Source organism: Flavobacterium sp. LPB0248, from assembly GCF_013388355.1.
Classification (GTDB): Bacteria; Bacteroidota; Bacteroidia; order Flavobacteriales; family Flavobacteriaceae; genus Flavobacterium.
The window spans coordinates 3,696,314-3,713,747 of the sequence record NZ_CP058246.1 but is presented as its reverse complement, the minus strand read 5'-3'; the positions used below and the strand labels follow the sequence as shown (position 1 = coordinate 3,713,747).

The 17,434-nt window shown below is 32.9% G+C and carries 19 protein-coding genes; 11 read left to right on the top strand and 8 right to left on the bottom strand.

The genetic code is table 11. From position 1 onward, the window contains the following. The first annotated feature begins 74 nt into the window (after positions 1-74). From LPB248_RS15735 to LPB248_RS15710, 6 genes are all read left to right on the top strand, one after another. The gene (locus LPB248_RS15735) at positions 75-584 is read left to right on the top strand and encodes an RNA polymerase sigma factor (protein WP_177212268.1); all 510 of its coding nucleotides are present in this window, start codon (positions 75-77) and stop codon (positions 582-584) included. Further along, positions 571-1,032 carry a hypothetical protein gene (locus LPB248_RS15730; RefSeq protein WP_177212267.1) on the top strand — a complete coding sequence of 154 codons (462 nt, stop codon included), beginning with the start codon at positions 571-573 and terminating at the stop codon, positions 1,030-1,032. Before LPB248_RS15735 ends, LPB248_RS15730 begins: the two co-directional genes overlap by 14 nt. Before the next feature lie 16 nt (positions 1,033-1,048). Beyond that, positions 1,049-1,576 carry a DUF4252 domain-containing protein gene (locus LPB248_RS15725; RefSeq protein WP_177212266.1) on the top strand — a complete coding sequence of 176 codons (528 nt, stop codon included), beginning with the start codon at positions 1,049-1,051 and terminating at the stop codon, positions 1,574-1,576. Between the two features lies 1 nt (position 1,577). Next, positions 1,578-2,117, top strand: coding sequence for a DUF4252 domain-containing protein (locus tag LPB248_RS15720; protein ID WP_177212265.1), 540 nt, complete (start codon positions 1,578-1,580; stop codon positions 2,115-2,117). A 149-nt stretch (positions 2,118-2,266) separates the two neighbouring features. Beyond that, positions 2,267-2,665, top strand: a complete 399-nt coding sequence (gene yiaA / locus LPB248_RS15715; RefSeq protein ID WP_095929516.1) for an inner membrane protein YiaA — start codon at positions 2,267-2,269, stop codon at positions 2,663-2,665. A gap of 103 nt (positions 2,666-2,768) precedes the next feature. After that, positions 2,769-3,290, top strand: a complete 522-nt coding sequence (locus LPB248_RS15710) for a hypothetical protein (RefSeq protein WP_177212264.1) — start codon at positions 2,769-2,771, stop codon at positions 3,288-3,290. A gap of 78 nt (positions 3,291-3,368) precedes the next feature. On the opposite strand, the gene carB is transcribed toward LPB248_RS15710, so the two are convergent. Further along, positions 3,369-6,224, bottom strand: a complete 2,856-nt coding sequence (gene carB, locus LPB248_RS15705; RefSeq protein WP_177212263.1) for a carbamoyl-phosphate synthase large subunit — start codon at positions 6,222-6,224, stop codon at positions 3,369-3,371. 145 nt (positions 6,225-6,369) lie between these two features. Further along, positions 6,370-6,531, bottom strand: a complete 162-nt coding sequence (rpmH, locus tag LPB248_RS15700) for a 50S ribosomal protein L34 (RefSeq protein WP_008464848.1) — start codon at positions 6,529-6,531, stop codon at positions 6,370-6,372. Positions 6,532-6,700: 169 nt separating this feature from the next. On the opposite strand from rpmH, the gene LPB248_RS15695 reads away from it, so the two are divergent. Beyond that, positions 6,701-7,216, top strand: coding sequence for a DUF2892 domain-containing protein (locus tag LPB248_RS15695; protein ID WP_177212262.1), 516 nt, complete (start codon positions 6,701-6,703; stop codon positions 7,214-7,216). 235 nt (positions 7,217-7,451) lie between these two features. Here the strand turns inward: LPB248_RS15695 and LPB248_RS15690 are convergent, their stop codons facing one another. Continuing rightward, complete coding sequence (locus LPB248_RS15690) at positions 7,452-8,111, bottom strand: alpha/beta hydrolase (protein WP_177212261.1); 660 nt, start codon at positions 8,109-8,111, stop codon at positions 7,452-7,454. A 291-nt stretch (positions 8,112-8,402) separates the two neighbouring features. On the opposite strand from LPB248_RS15690, the gene LPB248_RS15685 reads away from it, so the two are divergent. Further along, positions 8,403-8,705: a GNAT family N-acetyltransferase gene (locus LPB248_RS15685; protein WP_255462957.1), complete on the top strand. Its 303-nt coding sequence runs from the start codon at positions 8,403-8,405 to the stop codon at positions 8,703-8,705. Here the strand turns inward: LPB248_RS15685 and LPB248_RS15680 are convergent. From LPB248_RS15680 to LPB248_RS15670, 3 genes are all read right to left on the bottom strand, one after another. Next, a complete protein-coding gene (locus LPB248_RS15680) occupies positions 8,702-10,132 on the bottom strand; it encodes an anion permease (protein ID WP_177212260.1) in 1,431 nt (476 codons plus the stop codon). The genes LPB248_RS15685 and LPB248_RS15680 overlap by 4 nt on opposite strands. Positions 10,133-10,153: 21 nt before the next feature. After that, positions 10,154-11,302, bottom strand: a complete 1,149-nt coding sequence (locus LPB248_RS15675) for a porin (protein WP_177212259.1) — start codon at positions 11,300-11,302, stop codon at positions 10,154-10,156. Positions 11,303-11,542: 240 nt separating this feature from the next. Then, positions 11,543-13,177, bottom strand: coding sequence for an ABC-F family ATP-binding cassette domain-containing protein (locus LPB248_RS15670; protein ID WP_177212258.1), 1,635 nt, complete (start codon positions 13,175-13,177; stop codon positions 11,543-11,545). A 245-nt stretch (positions 13,178-13,422) separates the two neighbouring features. On the opposite strand from LPB248_RS15670, the gene LPB248_RS15665 reads away from it, so the two are divergent. Then, entirely contained in the window at positions 13,423-13,866 is a 444-nt protein-coding gene (locus LPB248_RS15665) for a PepSY-like domain-containing protein (RefSeq protein WP_177212257.1), read from the top strand. Positions 13,867-13,989: 123 nt separating this feature from the next. Here the strand turns inward: LPB248_RS15665 and LPB248_RS15660 are convergent, their stop codons facing one another. Together LPB248_RS15660 and LPB248_RS15655 are read right to left on the bottom strand one after the other, a co-directional pair. Next, on the bottom strand, positions 13,990-15,165 hold the full coding sequence (locus LPB248_RS15660; RefSeq protein WP_177212256.1) for a GlmU family protein: 1,176 nt from the start codon (positions 15,163-15,165) through the stop codon (positions 13,990-13,992). Between the two features lie 160 nt (positions 15,166-15,325). After that, positions 15,326-15,580 (bottom strand): type B 50S ribosomal protein L31, encoded by a 255-nt coding sequence (locus LPB248_RS15655; RefSeq protein ID WP_008464817.1) that lies wholly within the window; start codon positions 15,578-15,580, stop codon positions 15,326-15,328. A 248-nt stretch (positions 15,581-15,828) separates the two neighbouring features. Between LPB248_RS15655 and LPB248_RS15650 the strand changes: the two genes are divergently transcribed. Beyond that, positions 15,829-16,359, top strand: a complete 531-nt coding sequence (locus tag LPB248_RS15650; RefSeq protein ID WP_177212255.1) for a DUF4199 domain-containing protein — start codon at positions 15,829-15,831, stop codon at positions 16,357-16,359. An 8-nt stretch (positions 16,360-16,367) separates the two neighbouring features. Next, complete coding sequence (locus LPB248_RS15645) at positions 16,368-17,324, top strand: glycosyltransferase family 2 protein (RefSeq protein ID WP_111424571.1); 957 nt, start codon at positions 16,368-16,370, stop codon at positions 17,322-17,324. Positions 17,325-17,434: the final 110 nt, after the last annotated feature.

Sequence of the window (17,434 nt, the reverse complement as noted above, 5' to 3'; positions counted from 1 at the left end):
TTTTCTTTTTTGCTGTAACAAATATAATTGTGCCTCGTCTTGAATATATAAGCTAACGATTAACCATCAGATTAATGAACCAAGTTGTATTTATAGAATTAATAAATCCTTTTAAAGACAAAGTTTTTCGTCTGGCAAAAAGATTGCTTACAAGTACTGAAGAAGCAGAAGATGCGACTCAGGAAGTAATGGTAAAATTATGGAACAAAAAAGATAATCTCGAAAGTTACAATAGTGTTGAAGCATTGGCTATGACCATGACCAAAAACTACTGTCTCGATCAGTTAAAATCTAAAAGAGCTAGCAATCTGCAGATTGTCCATAATAATTTTACCGATCGGCAGCCACAATTGGACAAAAAATTAGAGGATCAAGATAGTTTAGAATGGGTCGAAAAAATTATAAACGAGATGCCCGAACAGATGCAGCTATTAATTCAGCTTCGGGATGTTGAACAATATGAATTTGAAGAAATCGCCAAAATTGTAAATATGAATGAAACCGCAATTCGAGTGGCGCTTTCGAGAGCAAGAAAAAAAATTAGAGAATCAATGACAAATACACACCTTTATGGAACTAAATAAAATAGAAGAGATATTAGAAAAATACTTTCAGGGAGAAACTTCTATTGCCGAAGAAAATCAATTAAAAGAATATTTTTCTTCATCAAATGTTGCGCAGCATTTGGAGCAATACAAACCTATGTTTGGCTATTTCTCTCAAGCAAAAGAACAGAAATCGACGTATGAGATTCCACTACAATCTAAAAAACGCAACGTAGCGTGGTTATCGATTGCGGCTTCTGCTGTTGTTATGCTAGGCATCGGAACTTACTTTTTTGTTAGCGAAAAAAATGATACCACTGCAGTAGCTTCGCAAACAGAATTAGGAACTTACGATGATCCCGAAGAAGCCTTAAAAGCAACTCAAAAGGCTTTGGCTTTATTATCAAACAATGTTAATGTAGGTATTGAAAGTGTACAGTACATTAAAGAATACGAACAATCAAAAAACAAAATTTTTAAACAGTAATTAAACAAAAATAATCATGAGAAATTTCATTATAACCTTAGTTTTCGCATTCGTTTCCACCACTTTTTATGCACAAGGTGCTTTTGACAAATTTGATGGTCAGGATGATGTAACTTCAGTAATTGTAAACAAAAAAATGTTCGATTTAATGAGCAAAGTAAAATCTGACCCGTCTGATAAAGAGACACAGCAATATATTGCTTTAATTAAAAAATTGGATTATCTAAAAGTGTTTACCACTAAAAATCCGAAAATCGAAGCAGACATGAAAGCTACTGCTGACAAATATGTAAAAACTGCCGGTCTAGAAGAATTAATGCGAGTAAATGACGGTGGAAAAAACGTTCGAATTATGGTAAAATCTGGTGCTACCGATACACAGATAAAAGAACTTTTAATGTATGTCGATGGTGCCAAAAACGACGAAACTGTTTTATTATCTTTAACTGGTAATTTTGATCTAAACGAAATCTCAGTATTAACAGATAAGATGCAGCTTCCTGGAGGAACAGATTTAAAAAAAGCTTCAAAAGGCAAAAAATAAAATGAGAACAAATATCTTCATCATAGCACTTACAGCTCTACTAACTTTAGGGAGCTGTAATTCTGAACCTTCACTTCAAAAATATTTTGTCGAAAATTCAGAGAAAAAAGATTTTATTTCATTAGATGTTTCACCAACTATTCTAAATGTTGATAAAGCAACATTATCAGCAGAACAAAGTGAAGCTTTAAATTCGTTTGACAAAATGAATATTCTAGCTTTTAAAGCGGATCAAAATAATCAGGCAGAGTTTGAAACAGAAAGAAACAAAGTAAAAGCCATATTAAAAGATCCGAAATATCAAGAATTGATGAAGATTGGATCTGGAAAAGATGGTGCCTCTGTAAGCTATGTTGGAAGTGATGACAATATAAAAGAGTTTGTCATTTTTGCCAACAGAAAAGAAAATGGTTTTGCAGTAGTTCGTGTGTTAGGCGAAGATATGAATCCAAATAACATTATGACTTTAATGTCTGTTTTACAGAAATCTAAAATAGACATGGAGCAACTAAAACCTTTAGAACAATTGCTTAAAAAATAAAAACATCTTACTTTTTAAATGAGAAAAGCTCCGATTACGGAGCTTTTTCTTTTTACTTATTTGAGAGATTTTACTGAACAAAACAGTTACTAATTATTTTGTTCTGAATCTAATTTAATTATATTTGCCACTTACCAAAATAATAAATTATGATACAAAAAACATCAAATGCCTTTATCGCGGCATCTTGGGTTGCTCTTGGAGCAGGAACAGTTGGCTTTATTGTTGGACTTGCCAGAGCTGAAATGCTATTAAACGAAAAAGGATATTATTTCACTGTTTTAATGTTCGGCCTTTTTGCTGTTGTTTCATTACAAAAAAGTGTTAGAGACCGTCTTGAAAAACTTCCTGTAACCGATATATATTACGGAATCTGCTGGTTTGGAACTTTACTTTCAATCGTTCTTTTAGTTGTTGGACTTTGGAATGCAACGATTCTTCCAAGCGAAAAAGGTTTTTATGCTTTTGCTTTTCTATTAGCTTTGTTCGGTGCAATTTCAGTTCAGAAAAATACTAGAGACAATATGAACTTCGGTCAAAGTGAATAAAAATTCATAACCACTTAAAGTACAAAAAGCTCCAATTTTCATTGGAGCTTTTTGTATATTGAAATTATAAAATCAATATCAAAGCTAATAAACAAGAAAATTTATGGGGCAAAAAATTTGCGCAATTGTAACCAACGAAAAGAATAAATACAATAAAAATTTAGTTCATTTTTTTGAAGAGAATATCGTAATTATACCTTTAAATTTAAGCGGGAATACAATTGAATATTTCATTAAAGAAGCTGATAATTTTAATACTATAAAAGAATATTTACAATATTTAAAGACACTCCCAATTTATGATATTCGAACAAATTCGACCGATTATGAAGATAATATTACATCAATAGTTGACATTATTGAAACCTATGAATTAAAAAATTTTTCAATTCGATATTATACAGAATGGGCAGATATTCCTGACGATGATTTTTACATTGCAGTGATAAATGGAGAAATAAAAAAAGATTCGATTGTACTTGAAGATGATAAATATATTGGAAATTATAATAATCGAGAAAAATACAATAATATCATCGGTTTAAATTTTTCATGGATCACAAACGAAAACAGATATTTTAATTATAATAGTGCCAGAGAAGAATATACTAAAAATATGATTTAACTTTCAATATCTTTTTAAGATAAATATAAAAAAGCTCCAATTTTCATTGGAGCTTTTCTTTTATACTAGAATTTGAGATTATTTACTCAAATACATTTTTCTTCTAGAGTACAATTCGTAGAATTGATCGTCTTTCAAGTCATCAATAAACAAGATGCTTTCTCCTGTAGATTTCATTTCTGGTCCTAACGCTTTGTTTACGTTCGGGAATTTGCTGAAAGAGAAAACTGGTTGTTTGATTGCGTATCCTTTTAATTGTGGATTGAAATCAAAGTCAGTTACTTTATTATGACCTAACATTACTTTTGTAGCGTAGTTTACATAAGGCTCTCCGTAAGCTTTCGCAATAAACGGAACCGTTCTAGAAGCTCTTGGGTTTGCTTCGATGATGTAAACCGTATCGTCTTTAATCGCAAACTGAATATTGATTAAACCTACAGTTTTTAAAGCTCTAGCAATTTTATGCGTATGATCTTTAATTTGCTGCATTACAAATTCACCTAAGTTGAAAGGAGGCAATGTTGCGTTACTATCTCCAGAGTGAACTCCACAAGGCTCAATATGCTCCATAATTCCGATGATGTAAACATTTCCGTCAGCATCACAGATCGCATCAGCTTCAGCTTCGATTGCTCCAGCTAAGTAGTGGTCTAGTAACAATTTGTTTCCTGGAATTGCTTTCAACAAATCGATAACGTGCTCTTCAAGCTCTTTTTTGTTGATTACAATTTTCATTCCTTGACCTCCTAGTACATAAGAAGGACGAATTAAAAGTGGGAAATCTAAAGTATCTGCTAATTTCGAAGCTTCATCAGCCGTTTCAGCGATTCCGAATCTTGGGAAAGGAATATTTAATTCAGTCAATAAATCTGAGAATCTTCCTCTGTCTTCCGCTAAGTCAAGTGCATCAAAACTAGTTCCGATAATTTTTACACCGTATTTAGATAATTTATCTGCTAATTTAAGAGCTGTTTGACCACCAAGCTGCACGATTACACCTTCTGGTTTTTCGTGTTGGATAATGTCATAAATGTGCTCCCAGAAAACTGGCTCGAAGTATAATTTATCAGCTGTATCGAAATCTGTAGAAACCGTTTCAGGATTACAGTTAATCATGATCGTTTCATAACCACATTCTTTAGCTGCTAAAACTCCATGTACACAAGAATAATCAAATTCAATTCCTTGTCCAATTCTGTTTGGTCCAGAACCTAGAACGATTACTTTCTTTTTATCTGTCAGGATACTTTCGTTATCTACATAACGCTCTCCATTTGCTTTTTCGATTTCTGCCTCAAAAGTTGAGTAGTAATAAGGTGTTTTAGCTTTAAACTCAGCCGCACAAGTATCAACCAATTTGAACACACGGTTGATGTTCATGTTCATACGTAAAGAATGCACTTCACTTTCTAAACAATTCATCATGTGAGCCAATTGTCTGTCAGCAAAACCTTTTTGTTTCGCTTCAAGCAATAATTCTTTAGGAAGATCAGAAACTTTGTAGTTTGAGATTTCTTTTTCTAAAGTATAAAGCTCTTCGTATTGTTTTAAGAACCACATATCGATTCTTGTAATTTCGTGAATTGTGCTCAACGGAATTCCCATTGCGATTGCATCATAAATTACGAATACACGATCCCAACTTGCGTGAGTCAGTTTATCGATAATCAATTCGTAATCTTTGTATCCTTTTCCATCAGCTCCTAAACCATTTCTCTTTATCTCTAAAGATTGAGTTGCTTTGTGAAGTGCTTCTTGAAAAGAACGTCCGATTCCCATAACCTCACCTACAGATTTCATCTGAAGACCTAAAGTTCTGTCTGAACCTTCAAATTTATCGAAGTTCCAACGTGGTATTTTTACGATTACATAATCTAAAGTTGGTTCGAAAAGAGCTGAAGTCGATTTTGTAATTTGGTTTTGCAACTCATCTAAATTGTATCCTAAAGCTAGTTTAGAAGCAATTTTTGCAATTGGATATCCAGTTGCTTTTGATGCTAAAGCAGAAGAACGAGATACACGAGGGTTAATCTCGATGGCTACGATATCTTCTTTTTCGTCTGGTGAAACTGCAAATTGTACGTTACATCCTCCAGCAAAATTTCCGATACTTCTCATCATTAAGATAGCATAGTCACGTAATTTTTGGAAAGTTGTATCAGACAAAGTCATTGCTGGCGCAACTGTAATCGAATCTCCAGTATGAATTCCCATTGGGTCCATATTTTCGATAGAACAGATAATTACAACATTATCGTTTTTATCTCTCAAAAGCTCTAATTCGTATTCTTTCCATCCCATTAAAGCTTTATCGATCAAAACTTCGTGAATTGGAGAAGCTTCTAGTCCACGAGTTAAAAGCTCATCAAAATCTTCTTTTTTGTAAACCACAGCTGCTCCAGTTCCTCCTAATGTAAACGAAGGACGAATTACAAGCGGGAAACCAAATTCCTGAGCAATTTCTTTTCCTTCAAGGTAAGAAGTAGCTGTTTTTGCAGGTGCAGTTGGCACATTTATTCTTTCTAAAAGCTGCTTAAACTGTTCTCTGTCTTCAGTAATATTAATAGCATTTACATCAACACCGATTAATCTCACTCCGAAATCTTGCCAGATTCCTTTTTCCTCAGCTTCCAAACACAAGTTCAAAGCAGTTTGTCCTCCCATTGTTGGCAAAACTGCATCAATTTGTGGATGTTCCTTAAGAATTTCAATAATCGATTTTGTCGTTAAAGGTTTCAAATAAATATGATCGGCCATAGATGGGTCGGTCATAATCGTCGCTGGATTCGAGTTAATCAAGATAACCTCAATTCCTTCTTCACGAATCGAGCGTGCAGATTGAGATCCCGCATAATCGAATTCGCAAGCTTGGCCAATAACAATAGGTCCTGAACCTATTATTAAAACTGATTTTATTGATGTGTCTTTAGGCATTTTGTATGTATTGTGTAGTTATTTACGATTTAAAAAAACTTTTCTAGTGCACTATAAACTAGAAAGTTGAGAGATTTTTTACCGACAAGGTATAAAAAAAGGCGATACTAAAAAAGTAATCGCCTTATGTATGTTTATACAAACATTATTTTTTGTGTCTAGGCTCGCTAGAAACAGTTAATTTATGTCTTCCTTTTGCTCTTCTACGCGCTAGAACTTTTCTTCCATTCGCAGAAGCCATTCTGTCCATAAATCCGTGCTTATTTCTTCTTTTTCTTTTCGATGGTTGAAACGTTCTTTTGCTCATTGCTTTGTATCTTTAAAAATGGTATCTATTAACTCGTTTATTTGGTTTTGGATATCGTTGTTCAAAAACCGAGTGCAAATATACAAAGACTTTTTTTTCTGGCAAGTACTTTTATAAAAATATTTTTAATTCCTTTTACTATCTTTGCAATCACAAATTTACAATAATTATGTTTCACAAGAATATTAAACTTATTTTGGCCGGACTTCTTGTAGTGGCGGGCATTTGGCAATTTACAGAAAGTAATATTGGGAATGGTATATTCCTTATCTTATTGACTGCAATTCCAATTTTTCTTTATTTTAAAAATGAATTTATCCTTTTAGCCTTCCTTAAATTAAGAAAACAAGACTTTGAAGGTGCTAATAAATGGTTATCATATATCAAAAATCCAGAAGATGCATTAGTAAGAAAACAACAAGGATACTTAAATTATTTACAAGGTATCATGTTATCTCAAACCAATATTAACCAAGCGGAGAAACATTTCAAAAAAGCAATCGAACTTGGATTATCAATGGATATGGATTTGGCTGTAGCTAAATTAAACCTTGCAGGAGTTGCAATGTCACGCAGAAGAAAATTGGAAGCGACTAATTTATTAAACGAAGCTAAAAAATTAGACAAACAAGGTATGCTGAAAGAGCAAATCTCTATGATGAAAGAACAAATGAAGAAAATCTAATTTTCTAAAATACAATATTATAAATCCCAAATTCTAAAAAGAGTTTGGGATTTTTTTATTTTAGATTGTTGAGTTTGGATTTTAGATTTGCCACTGAAGATCCTCTGTCTAGCTAGTCATCCTGAGGAACGAAGCACACTTGTGCTCGACAAAGATTGACGATTCTCTGCATGGAGTTTCTAGTGTGATCCTTCGTTCCTCAGGATGACAAAACTATATGCATAAAAAAAGAATTTTAATCTTCCAATATAATAGAAGGCAAATTCTCATTCAGCCATTTGTACTTATTCAAGATCATAATATGGGTTCCTCCTTTGACTAAAATGCATTTATCAATATATTTAATCGGAAAGACTTCGTCTTGATCTCCGTGAATATGAACTACATTTTCGTCAATTTTATCTCGATCCCATAAAATCACACTTTCTACAGCCCATTGCAAATATCCTAAATCACGTACAGATAAAAATTTCTCATACAATTTAATGCGTTTATTGACCTTTTCGCCAAATGAAAATTTAGCCAGTTTCTCAATATTAAGAATTAACTGCATCGGAATTAGCTTGTAAGCTTTTGTCTTCTTCCCTATTTTCATTCTTTTTGGGAATTCATGATTACTTCTTACACTCGATATAATAATGACTTTTCGTGTTTTTATATGCTTTGAAATTTCCTGTACTAGAATTCCTCCAAAAGAAACCCCAATTAAAACAGGATTTTCGTGTTTTATGTTTTTACTAATTCGAAGTGCATAATCTGACAAAGATTCTTTTTGGTTTGGAATTTCCCATTCCAAAAGATGCATTTCAAAAGTATCTTCATCCAATTTTATTCTTTCAAAAATAGATGAACTTGCCGCCAGACCTGGCATAAAATATACGGGAATTTTACTCATAACATTAAAATGAAATTACCATTAAGACCTTTATTGGAAAAAATAAAGTTACTTTTTTTAATGTCATGATAATCAAATTTCAGACCTATTTTATAGCAATTCAAAAAAAATCCAAGTTCAAAACAAAAACTTAAAGTTTATAGCTGCAAAAAATAATTTAATATTGAAAATCAAATGATTACCTTTGCAATTCGAAATATTTCTTGAATTTAAAACTTATAAAGAATTTTCTTTCAATAAAATTTCGAGTCCCAAATTCACTATTTACCAATAACCTAACAAGAAATTACTATGGAATCTTCTGTAACTATGGAAATCAAAGACAACACTTTTGCACGCCAATTTGAAACTGTCATTCCTGAAGGAATGTTAGCAGTTGAGTATTCATTTCAAGAAAAAAAAATCTTTTTAACCAAGATCAACAAACCAGATTCATACGAAGACGAAGAAACAATTAATACGCTACTTAAAAACATATTAGATTTAAGTTCTGAAAAAAATTATAGAGTAGTTCCTATCCACCCAAAGATTGTTTCATTTTTCAAAAAAAACCCTCGATATAAAGAATTGCTTCCTCCAGGAATTAGAATCTAAAAATATCCAATAATTCGGAGCCATAATCCTCCAATTACCATATAGATTAAGAGCATAACCAAACCGGTTATAAGCCCTTTGACCCACCAGCTCTTTAGGTCAACGTAACCGCTCCCGAAAAATACAGGTGCTGGACCATGACCATAGTGCGTTAAAGTTCCGTAAAGAGATCCGACAAAACCAAGCATAAACGCTAGCAATAACCCCGGAATTCCAAGCGAAACACCAACACCAAGTAAAGCCGCATACATTGCTGCAACGTGTGCGGTTGCACTTGCAAAAAGATAATGGCTAAAGAAATATACCAATATAATAATCGGAAAAGCCATCTGCCAGCTTAATCCGCCAATTTGAGCTTTTACTAAGTCGCTAAACCAAGCAATAAAACCCAATTCGTTAAGCGAACTGGCCATCATTACTAGAACAGAAAACCATACAATAGTATCCCAAGCCCCTTTTTCTGATTTAACATCTTCCCAAGTCAAAACCGAAGTTAAAAGCAAAATTACCAATCCGATAAATGCAGTCGTTGTTGCATCAATAGAAAATAAATCTCCCGTCATCCAGAGAAAAAGCAGAATAAAAAAGGTCAGCAACATCATCCATTCATCTCTCGTGATCGCGCCCATCTCTTTCAATTTCTGTGTTGCAATCTGTGGTGCATCTCCAGTCTTTTTTAACTCTGGCGGATAAATTTTATAAAGCACAAACGGAATCACAATAAAAGCACACAAACCTGGAACAATCGCCGCTGCAGCCCAAGACATCCAGCTGATTTTTATTCCTAAATTAAGCGCAAACTTCTGACACATCGGATTACTTGCCGTTCCCGTTAAAAACATAGAAGAAGCAATCAAATTCATATTATAACTATTCAAAGTTAAATAAGCCCCAAGTTTTCTATGTGTTTCAGGCTTGTCTGGCATGGAACCAAAACTCATCGACATTGATTTCATAATCGGATAAACAATTCCTCCTCCTCTCGCAGTATTACTCGGAACAGCTGGAGCTAGAACCAAATCTGCCAATCCTAAGCCATACGCCAATCCCAAAGAACTTTTTCCAAATATTTTTATGAATAAAAAAGCAATTCTATTCCCTAGACCCGTTTTTATAAACCCTCTTGCTATAAAAAACGAAATTCCAATCAGCCAGATTACTTTGTCTCCAAATCCTCTTAAAGCCAATGTAATCGACTTTCCAGGATCTCCAGGAGCTAAAACCTGAGACATTGCCGTTAAAGCAATTGCAATCATACACATTGTTCCCATTGGAGCCGCTTTTAAGATGATTCCTAAAATCGTAGCTACGAAAATGGCAAATAAATGCCACGCCTCTATCACAACACCTTCTGGAGCTGGAATAAACCAAATGGCAACTAAAACTGCCAGCGTAATTAAAGTCTGAGGAATTTTTACTTCTTTCATAAAAACAAAAATTAAGGTGAATTAAATTCTGAGCTGCAACTGAATTAAAAACAAATCATTATTATAGTTTAATGTATCTGGAATACTTTTATCGAATCTGTCAATTTCAAATCCCATTTCGATACGGCCTGTATACGATTTTCCGAATTCTAAACTAATCATTGGCGTATAAGTGGTGCGTACGTTTGAATTGATTTTATAACTTGGATCGAAAGTCTCATAACGACAAGACAATTCAAGCGCTGTAAGTTTTTTATAATCTACTACATATCTCAAATTCGGAAGAAAATAAATTCCTCTCATCTGGTAATCGGCAACATTATCTGTTCTGCCAGTAACTGGAAGCGAATAGTACAAATTATGGTTTGTTCCCTGCTTATACTCTATCTGTAAATCAAAACTAAATTTATCCGTCAATTTAAAATCACTGGTAATATCTGCGCCGATTGCAAAAACATCTTCTTTAAAAACTTTTCCGAAACCGCCATTTAAACCAAGATTTATTTTATGTTCTTTTGACAAACCAAAAACCCATCTCGAAGAAAATTGCTTTCCGTTGTCTTTGTCCATCTCCTGATTTTTTCCGTTTCCGTTTAAAACTGAAACAGCATAATTCACAGGAATTTTTCCAATATCAAAAGCTCCTGTTGCCGATGCACCAATTTGGAAACTTGTCCATCCGTTTTTTCCGAATTCATAATACTGATTCGAAAAATCAAAAGATTTAATAATATCTACAGGAACAAGCTCCTCGATACCAAATGCAGGGCGAAATTGCCCTCCTGTTAAAGCAATATATTTATTAAAAGTATATTTCCCGTAGGCATTCTCAAGAACCTTCCCTTTTGTATCTGACTTAAAATCTGCTAGATTGACCAGAATTACAATTTCTGTTGTTTCGCTTAATTTGGTATTTAACCCAACACGCATTCTTTTTATATCAAAAGAACTTTGGGTTACATCTCCAGTTGAATGCTGATTTCCTAAAACATCTACATTATCGCCAAAACTTTCCAAATATCTGGCTTGAAGAAGTCCTTTTAATTGAAACTGCGGATATTTTACTTCTTCATTTTCTTTTTTATCAGTTCCTTGACTGACATTATCTTGGGCATGTAAAAAAAATGGGGTTATAATAAAAAGAATTCGTAGGAGTAGACTTTTATTCATAGGCTTAAAATAAATGTAAAATGTTAATCTCTATAGCGATTTTAAAATCGACTTATAGTCTTTAGGCAAAAAAAAATTAACTCTTTATTAGTCAACACGAAATGAGAATACTAAAATAACAAAAAAAGATTCGTTATGTAAATAAAATTGCATTAAAATACTGTTATCAAAATAAACAGCAATAAAAAAAGGGCATAAGAATTAAACTTATACCCTTTAAAATTTTATATTTTAAAATACTTATTTTTCGATTTCTCTCATAGAATCCATTTTCTTATGAGCCAAGAAACCAGCTACATCTTCAAAATGTTCTTTTACTCTTTTATTTCCAAATTCAAAAACTTTAGTAGCCAAACCGTCTAAGAAATCACGATCGTGCGAAACTAAGATTAAAGTACCGTCAAAATCACGCAAGGCATCCTTAATAATATCTTTAGTTTTCATATCCAAGTGATTCGAAGGCTCATCCAGAATCAACAAGTTAACTGGCTCCAACAATAATTTAATCATTGCCAAACGTGTTTTTTCTCCTCCTGAAAGCACTTTTACTTTTTTAGTAATATCATCTCCTTGAAACATAAAAGCTCCTAGAATATTTTTAATCTGAGTTCTGATATCTCCAACAGCAATACTATCAATAGTTTCAAAAATGGTCGCATTTTCATCTAATAGTGCCGCTTGATTTTGAGCAAAATACCCAATTTGAGCATTATGTCCGATTTCAACACTTCCAGAATCAACACCAATTTCTTTCATGATGGCTTTAATCATTGTTGATTTTCCTTCACCATTCTTTCCAACAAAAGCTACTTTCTGACCACGTTCGATTACAATATTTGCGTCTTTAAAAACAACATGATCTCCATAAGCTTTAGACATTTCTTTTACAATAACTGGATATTGACCAGAACGTGCCGCTGGTGGGAATTTTAAACGCAATGCAGATGTATCAACTTCATCAACCTCCACTATTTCTAGTTTTTCAAGCATTTTGACACGAGATTGAACAGCATCTGTTTTAGAAAATGTTCCTCTGAAACGCTCAATAAAAGCACGGTTTTCAGCAATCATTTTCTGTTGTTCATCATACGCTTTCTGCTGATGGATACGGCGGTCTTTTCTTAATTCTAAGTAATGAGAATATTTTGCTTTGTAATCGTAAATCCTTCCCATTGTCACCTCGATCGTACGATTTGTAATATTATCTACAAACGCCCTATCGTGCGAAATTACCACAACTGCTTTTGCTTGAGTCAACAAGAAATCTTCTAACCATTGAATACTTTCAATATCCATGTGGTTAGTAGGCTCATCCAGCAATATCAAATCTGGTTTTCTCAATAAAATCTTCGCTAACTCAATACGCATTCTCCATCCTCCTGAAAATTCTGAAGTTTGACGTGCAAAATCTTCCCTTTCAAAACCTAAACCAACTAATATTTTCTCAACTTCCGCTTCGTAGTTCACTTCTTCGATAGCATAAAATTTCTCGCTTAAGTCAGAAACTCTTTCGATCAATTTCATGTATTCATCACTTTCGTAATCAGTACGAACTGTCAGTTGCTCATTGATCTCATCGATTTCAGATTTCATTTTAAAAATCTCACTGAAAGCTTTTGACGCTTCTTCCATAACGGTAGCACCATCTTCGGTAAGCAAATGCTGAGGCAGATATGCAATTACAGCTTCTTTCGGAGCGGAAATACTTCCTGTTGAAGGTTTGTTTGCCCCTGCAATTATCTTTAAAAGTGTAGATTTTCCCGCACCATTTTTACCCATTAGGGCAATTTTATCATTTTCATTAATAGCAAAAGAAACATCGCTAAAAAGTGTAGTTCCACCAAATTGAACCGAAATATCGTTAACTGTAATCATTTGTGTTTGTGAATTTTGTTTAATCGGTTAATCGTTTGACTGACTACCCATTTTTTTCGTGCTGCAAAGATAGATTTAATTAGATAATGTCCCAATTTGATAATTAGATAATTTTGAAAATGTGTCAATTAGATAATATACCAATTAAATAACACCTAAATCGCAATGAACGAAACCTCAGTTGGTTTTACCATATTTTAAAATTTTAATCTTACCTTGTATAATAATTTAAAAATCAGCAAAATATGAGAACGAAATTAAAACTGACCGTCTACTTAATTGCAGGATTACTCTTTGGACTTACTGCAAATGCTCAAAAAACCGTAATTAAGAAGGAAGCTTTACCAGGAAACGCACAAACCTTTCTAAAAACACATTTCGGATCGAAAAAGCCAAGCTACATATTAGAAGACAAAGAAATTCTTTCTACAGAGTACAAAGTACAATATGACAATAAAATTGAGATTGAATTTGATAAAAAAGGAAATTGGAAAGAAGTGGAAGCTAAAAGTGGTAAAGTTCCAAAGTCTATTGTTCCCAAAAAAATTGCTTCTTATATAAAATCAAATTTTCCCAAAGAAGATGTAACCAAAATCGAACTTGGAAGTTCTGGCTACGAAACAAAATTAACCAATGGTTTAGAATTAAAATTCAATTTAAAAGGAGATTTTATTAAGATTGACAAATAAGTAAAATTAGAAAATGTGTCAATTAGAAAATTCTCAAAACTATAAAATAACAAAACCCGACAGGTTTCAAAAACCTGTCGGGTTGTAAAAATCATCTAATTTTCAAATTGACTAATTACCTAATTAATCTTTTCTCCATTTTTTAGTTTCTTCGAAAATATGCTCCATAATTGCGGCTTCCGTTGCGTCGAACTCTATATTTCTTCGGCTCATTACTAACCTAGCTGTTTCAAAAGCTTTTTTAGTTACATAAGTCGTAAATCCTGCAGCGCCTCCCCAAGAAAAACTTGGAACAAAATTGCGAGGAAATCCACTTCCAAAAATATTAGCACTTACACCAACCACTGTTCCCGTATTAAACATGGTATTGATTCCGCATTTACTATGATCTCCCATCATTAAACCGCAAAACTGAAGTCCCGTTTTAGCAAAACCTTCTGTTTCGTAGCTCCATAATTTGACTTCTTCATAATTGTTTTTAAGGTTCGAATTATTAGAATCTGCTCCAATATTACACCATTCTCCTAAAACAGAATCTCCTAAGAACCCTTCATGTCCTTTATTTGAATTTGCGAAAAGAACTGAGTTTTTAACCTCGCCTCCTATTCTAGATCCAGGTCCAACAGTTGTTGCTCCATAAACTTTGGCTGACATTTTTACCATTGCATTTTCGCATAAAGCGAATGGTCCGCGAATTACGGTTCCTTCCATAATTTCGGCATTTTTACCTATATATATAGGACCAGTTGATGCATTTAAAGTTACAAACTCTAGTTTTGCTCCTTCTTCAATAAAAATATTTTCTGGCGAAATTACGTTTACGCTTTTTGGAATAGGCTGCGATGTGCGATCTTCAGTTAGATATTTAAAATCCTGACGAATCGCTGCATCATTTTTAGAGAAAATATCCCAAGTATGCTCTATTGTAATACAATCTTCATTGTACTGAATAATTTCATAAGAATCAAAATCGACTTCTTCCTGATTCTCGTTCGTAAAAAATGCTATTACATCTTCTCCTTTAAAAATCGCTTGGTTTTCAGTCAAATTAGAAACCATCTCAGCAAGAGTATCATTTGGCAAATACGCTGCGTTGATCATAACGTTTTCTTCCATTTCAACCATTGGAAATTTTTCAGACAAATATTCTTCGGTTATAGTTGTAATTGTAGAACCTAAATATTTTTCCCATTTCTGGCGGATTGTCATAATTCCAACCAAAATATCCGCTACTGGTCTTGTAAAAGTAAAGGGTAATAAAGCATTCCGAACGGGGCCGTCGAAAAGAATGTAGTTCATAAATAATTGAGTGTTTGTTAAAATTTGATTTGGTTACCTGGCTCCAAAGTTACAAATATTTTACCGGTTTAGTAAAAAACCACTTTAACGAAAAGTAATATTTAACGCATAAAAAAAGCCTTCCAGAATTGGAAGGCTTTTGTATAATTTAAAACAGCTATTATTTTTTAGCGTGTTTAGCATATTTAGTTTTGAATTTATCAATACGTCCTGCAGTATCGATAAGTTTAGATTTACCAGTATAAAAAGGGTGAGATGTTCTAGAAATCTCCATTTTTACAACTGGATACTCAACTCCGTCAACTTCAATTGTTTCTTTTGTATCTGCAGTAGATTTAGTGATAAAAACTTCATCATTCGACATGTCTTTAAATGCAACTAATCTGTAATTTTCTGGGTGAATTCCTTTTTTCATCTTTTCTTTTATTTATTGTTTGGAGCACTTTTATTTTGAAGCTTTTTCATGGTTAGAAAAAGGTGTAAACAAATAATACTCTTTTTTGTTTAAAAATTTAATTATTTTTGAGTGTGCAAATTTACAATTCTTTTTTAATAAACAAACAGTTAGCCTACTTTTTTTTAGTTTATTTCGAAAAGCTTTTTTTATATCCGATTATAGTGGGAATTACTATATTTGTGGATTAATTTTAAACATATCGAAATATGATTAATGAAGTTATAAAAAAGAATGGTATTACGTATGGTGCAATGATCGGAATTGCGTCGGCTTTGGTTACTGCTACGATCTATGCTGTTGATTTAAACTTATTTACAGCTTGGTGGATGGGAATAATAGGAATCGTAATAAGTCTTACAATTAGTATTCTTTTACTTTCTAAAACCAAAAGAGATTTAAACGGCGTTTTTCCTTTTAAAGATGCTTTTACTACTTATTTTATAGCGGCAGTAATTGGTATTTTAATATCTACAACTTTTAACATTGTATTGTTTAATGTAATTGATCCAGGTGCAAAAGATACTTTGAGCGAAATTATGATCAAATATACAATTGGTATGATGCAGAAATTCGGCGCACCAGCCGCTTCTATTAATGAAGCTGTTGCCAAAATGAAAGAAAGCAATCCGTATTCTACCTTTGAATTATTAAAAGGATCAGTTTTTGCTATGGTTGTAAGCGCAATTTTCGGATTAATTTTCGCAGCATTTTTTAAAAGCAAATCTACACAAGAATAAAAATATAAATGAATTTATCTATACTTATACCGCTTCTAAACGAGGAGGAATCACTTAAAGAACTCTACACATGGATCATTAAAGTGATGCAGTCTAACAATTACTCTTATGAAATCATTTTTGTAGATGATGGTAGTACAGATAATTCTTGGCAGATTATTGAAGGTTTCTCTAACGAAAATCCAAATGTAAAAGGAATTCGTTTCATGAAAAACTTCGGAAAATCTCAAGCTTTACATGCTGGTTTTGCAAAAGCAAAAGGCGATGTTATTATTACAATGGATGCCGACTTGCAAGATAGTCCAGACGAAATTCCAGAATTGTATGAAATGATTACAGCTCAGAAATACGATTTGGTTTCAGGCTGGAAAAAGAAACGTTACGATTCTGTTGTTGCCAAAAATCTTCCTTCAAAATTATTTAACTGGGCCGCCAGAAAAACTTCGGGTGTTGAATTAAACGATTTTAACTGCGGATTAAAAGCCTACAAAAATGTTGTAGTAAAAAATATTGAAGTTTCTGGCGAAATGCACCGATACATTCCTGTTTTGGCTAAAAACGCCGGATTCGGAAAAATTGGAGAAAAAGTAGTTATTCACCAGGCTAGAAAATATGGTGAGACTAAATTTGGAATGGAGCGTTTTATAAACGGCTTTCTAGATTTAATTACTATCTGGTTTTTATCAAGATTCGGAAAAAGACCAATGCACTTATTTGGCGCTATGGGTTCCTTAATGTTTATCATAGGATTTTTAGCAGCCGGATATATTGGCGTTTCTAAACTATACCATATGTATACTGGAATGAAATACAGTCTGGTTACCAATAATCCATGGTTTTATATTGCTTTAACTACTATGGTTCTTGGAACTCAGTTATTTCTAGCAGGATTCTTGGGTGAAATTATTTTAAGAACAAAAAATAACGAAGCAAGATATAAAGTAGCAAGAGAGGTTAATTTTTAATTTTTTTATCTTTATGCAGTATTTTATAATCCGTTTTTAATTAAGGCATAAAAATATTGTATACAGCACCGTTAACTCTCTGTAAAAATCTATTTTTAAATAAATAAAAA

Excerpts from the sequence above, each read along its gene's own strand:
- LPB248_RS15685 (WP_255462957.1), top strand. The coding sequence starts at position 8,403 with ATGGAATCTTCTGTAACTATGGAAATCAAAGACAACACTTTTGCACGC.
- yiaA (WP_095929516.1), top strand. The coding sequence starts at position 2,267 with ATGATACAAAAAACATCAAATGCCTTTATCGCGGCATCTTGGGTTGCT.
- LPB248_RS15645 (WP_111424571.1), top strand. The coding sequence starts at position 16,368 with ATGAATTTATCTATACTTATACCGCTTCTAAACGAGGAGGAATCACTT.
- LPB248_RS15670 (WP_177212258.1), bottom strand. The coding sequence starts at position 13,177 with ATGATTACAGTTAACGATATTTCGGTTCAATTTGGTGGAACTACACTT.
- LPB248_RS15720 (WP_177212265.1), top strand. The coding sequence starts at position 1,578 with ATGAGAACAAATATCTTCATCATAGCACTTACAGCTCTACTAACTTTA.
- carB (WP_177212263.1), bottom strand. The coding sequence starts at position 6,224 with ATGCCTAAAGACACATCAATAAAATCAGTTTTAATAATAGGTTCAGGA.
- LPB248_RS15660 (WP_177212256.1), bottom strand. The coding sequence starts at position 15,165 with ATGAACTACATTCTTTTCGACGGCCCCGTTCGGAATGCTTTATTACCC.
- LPB248_RS15665 (WP_177212257.1), top strand. The coding sequence starts at position 13,423 with ATGAGAACGAAATTAAAACTGACCGTCTACTTAATTGCAGGATTACTC.
- LPB248_RS15710 (WP_177212264.1), top strand. The coding sequence starts at position 2,769 with ATGGGGCAAAAAATTTGCGCAATTGTAACCAACGAAAAGAATAAATAC.
- LPB248_RS15690 (WP_177212261.1), bottom strand. The coding sequence starts at position 8,111 with ATGAGTAAAATTCCCGTATATTTTATGCCAGGTCTGGCGGCAAGTTCA.
- LPB248_RS15730 (WP_177212267.1), top strand. The coding sequence starts at position 571 with ATGGAACTAAATAAAATAGAAGAGATATTAGAAAAATACTTTCAGGGA.
- LPB248_RS15725 (WP_177212266.1), top strand. The coding sequence starts at position 1,049 with ATGAGAAATTTCATTATAACCTTAGTTTTCGCATTCGTTTCCACCACT.
- LPB248_RS15695 (WP_177212262.1), top strand. The coding sequence starts at position 6,701 with ATGTTTCACAAGAATATTAAACTTATTTTGGCCGGACTTCTTGTAGTG.
- LPB248_RS15650 (WP_177212255.1), top strand. The coding sequence starts at position 15,829 with ATGATTAATGAAGTTATAAAAAAGAATGGTATTACGTATGGTGCAATG.
- LPB248_RS15680 (WP_177212260.1), bottom strand. The coding sequence starts at position 10,132 with ATGAAAGAAGTAAAAATTCCTCAGACTTTAATTACGCTGGCAGTTTTA.
- rpmH (WP_008464848.1), bottom strand. The coding sequence starts at position 6,531 with ATGAGCAAAAGAACGTTTCAACCATCGAAAAGAAAAAGAAGAAATAAG.
- LPB248_RS15655 (WP_008464817.1), bottom strand. The coding sequence starts at position 15,580 with ATGAAAAAAGGAATTCACCCAGAAAATTACAGATTAGTTGCATTTAAA.
- LPB248_RS15735 (WP_177212268.1), top strand. The coding sequence starts at position 75 with ATGAACCAAGTTGTATTTATAGAATTAATAAATCCTTTTAAAGACAAA.
- LPB248_RS15675 (WP_177212259.1), bottom strand. The coding sequence starts at position 11,302 with ATGAATAAAAGTCTACTCCTACGAATTCTTTTTATTATAACCCCATTT.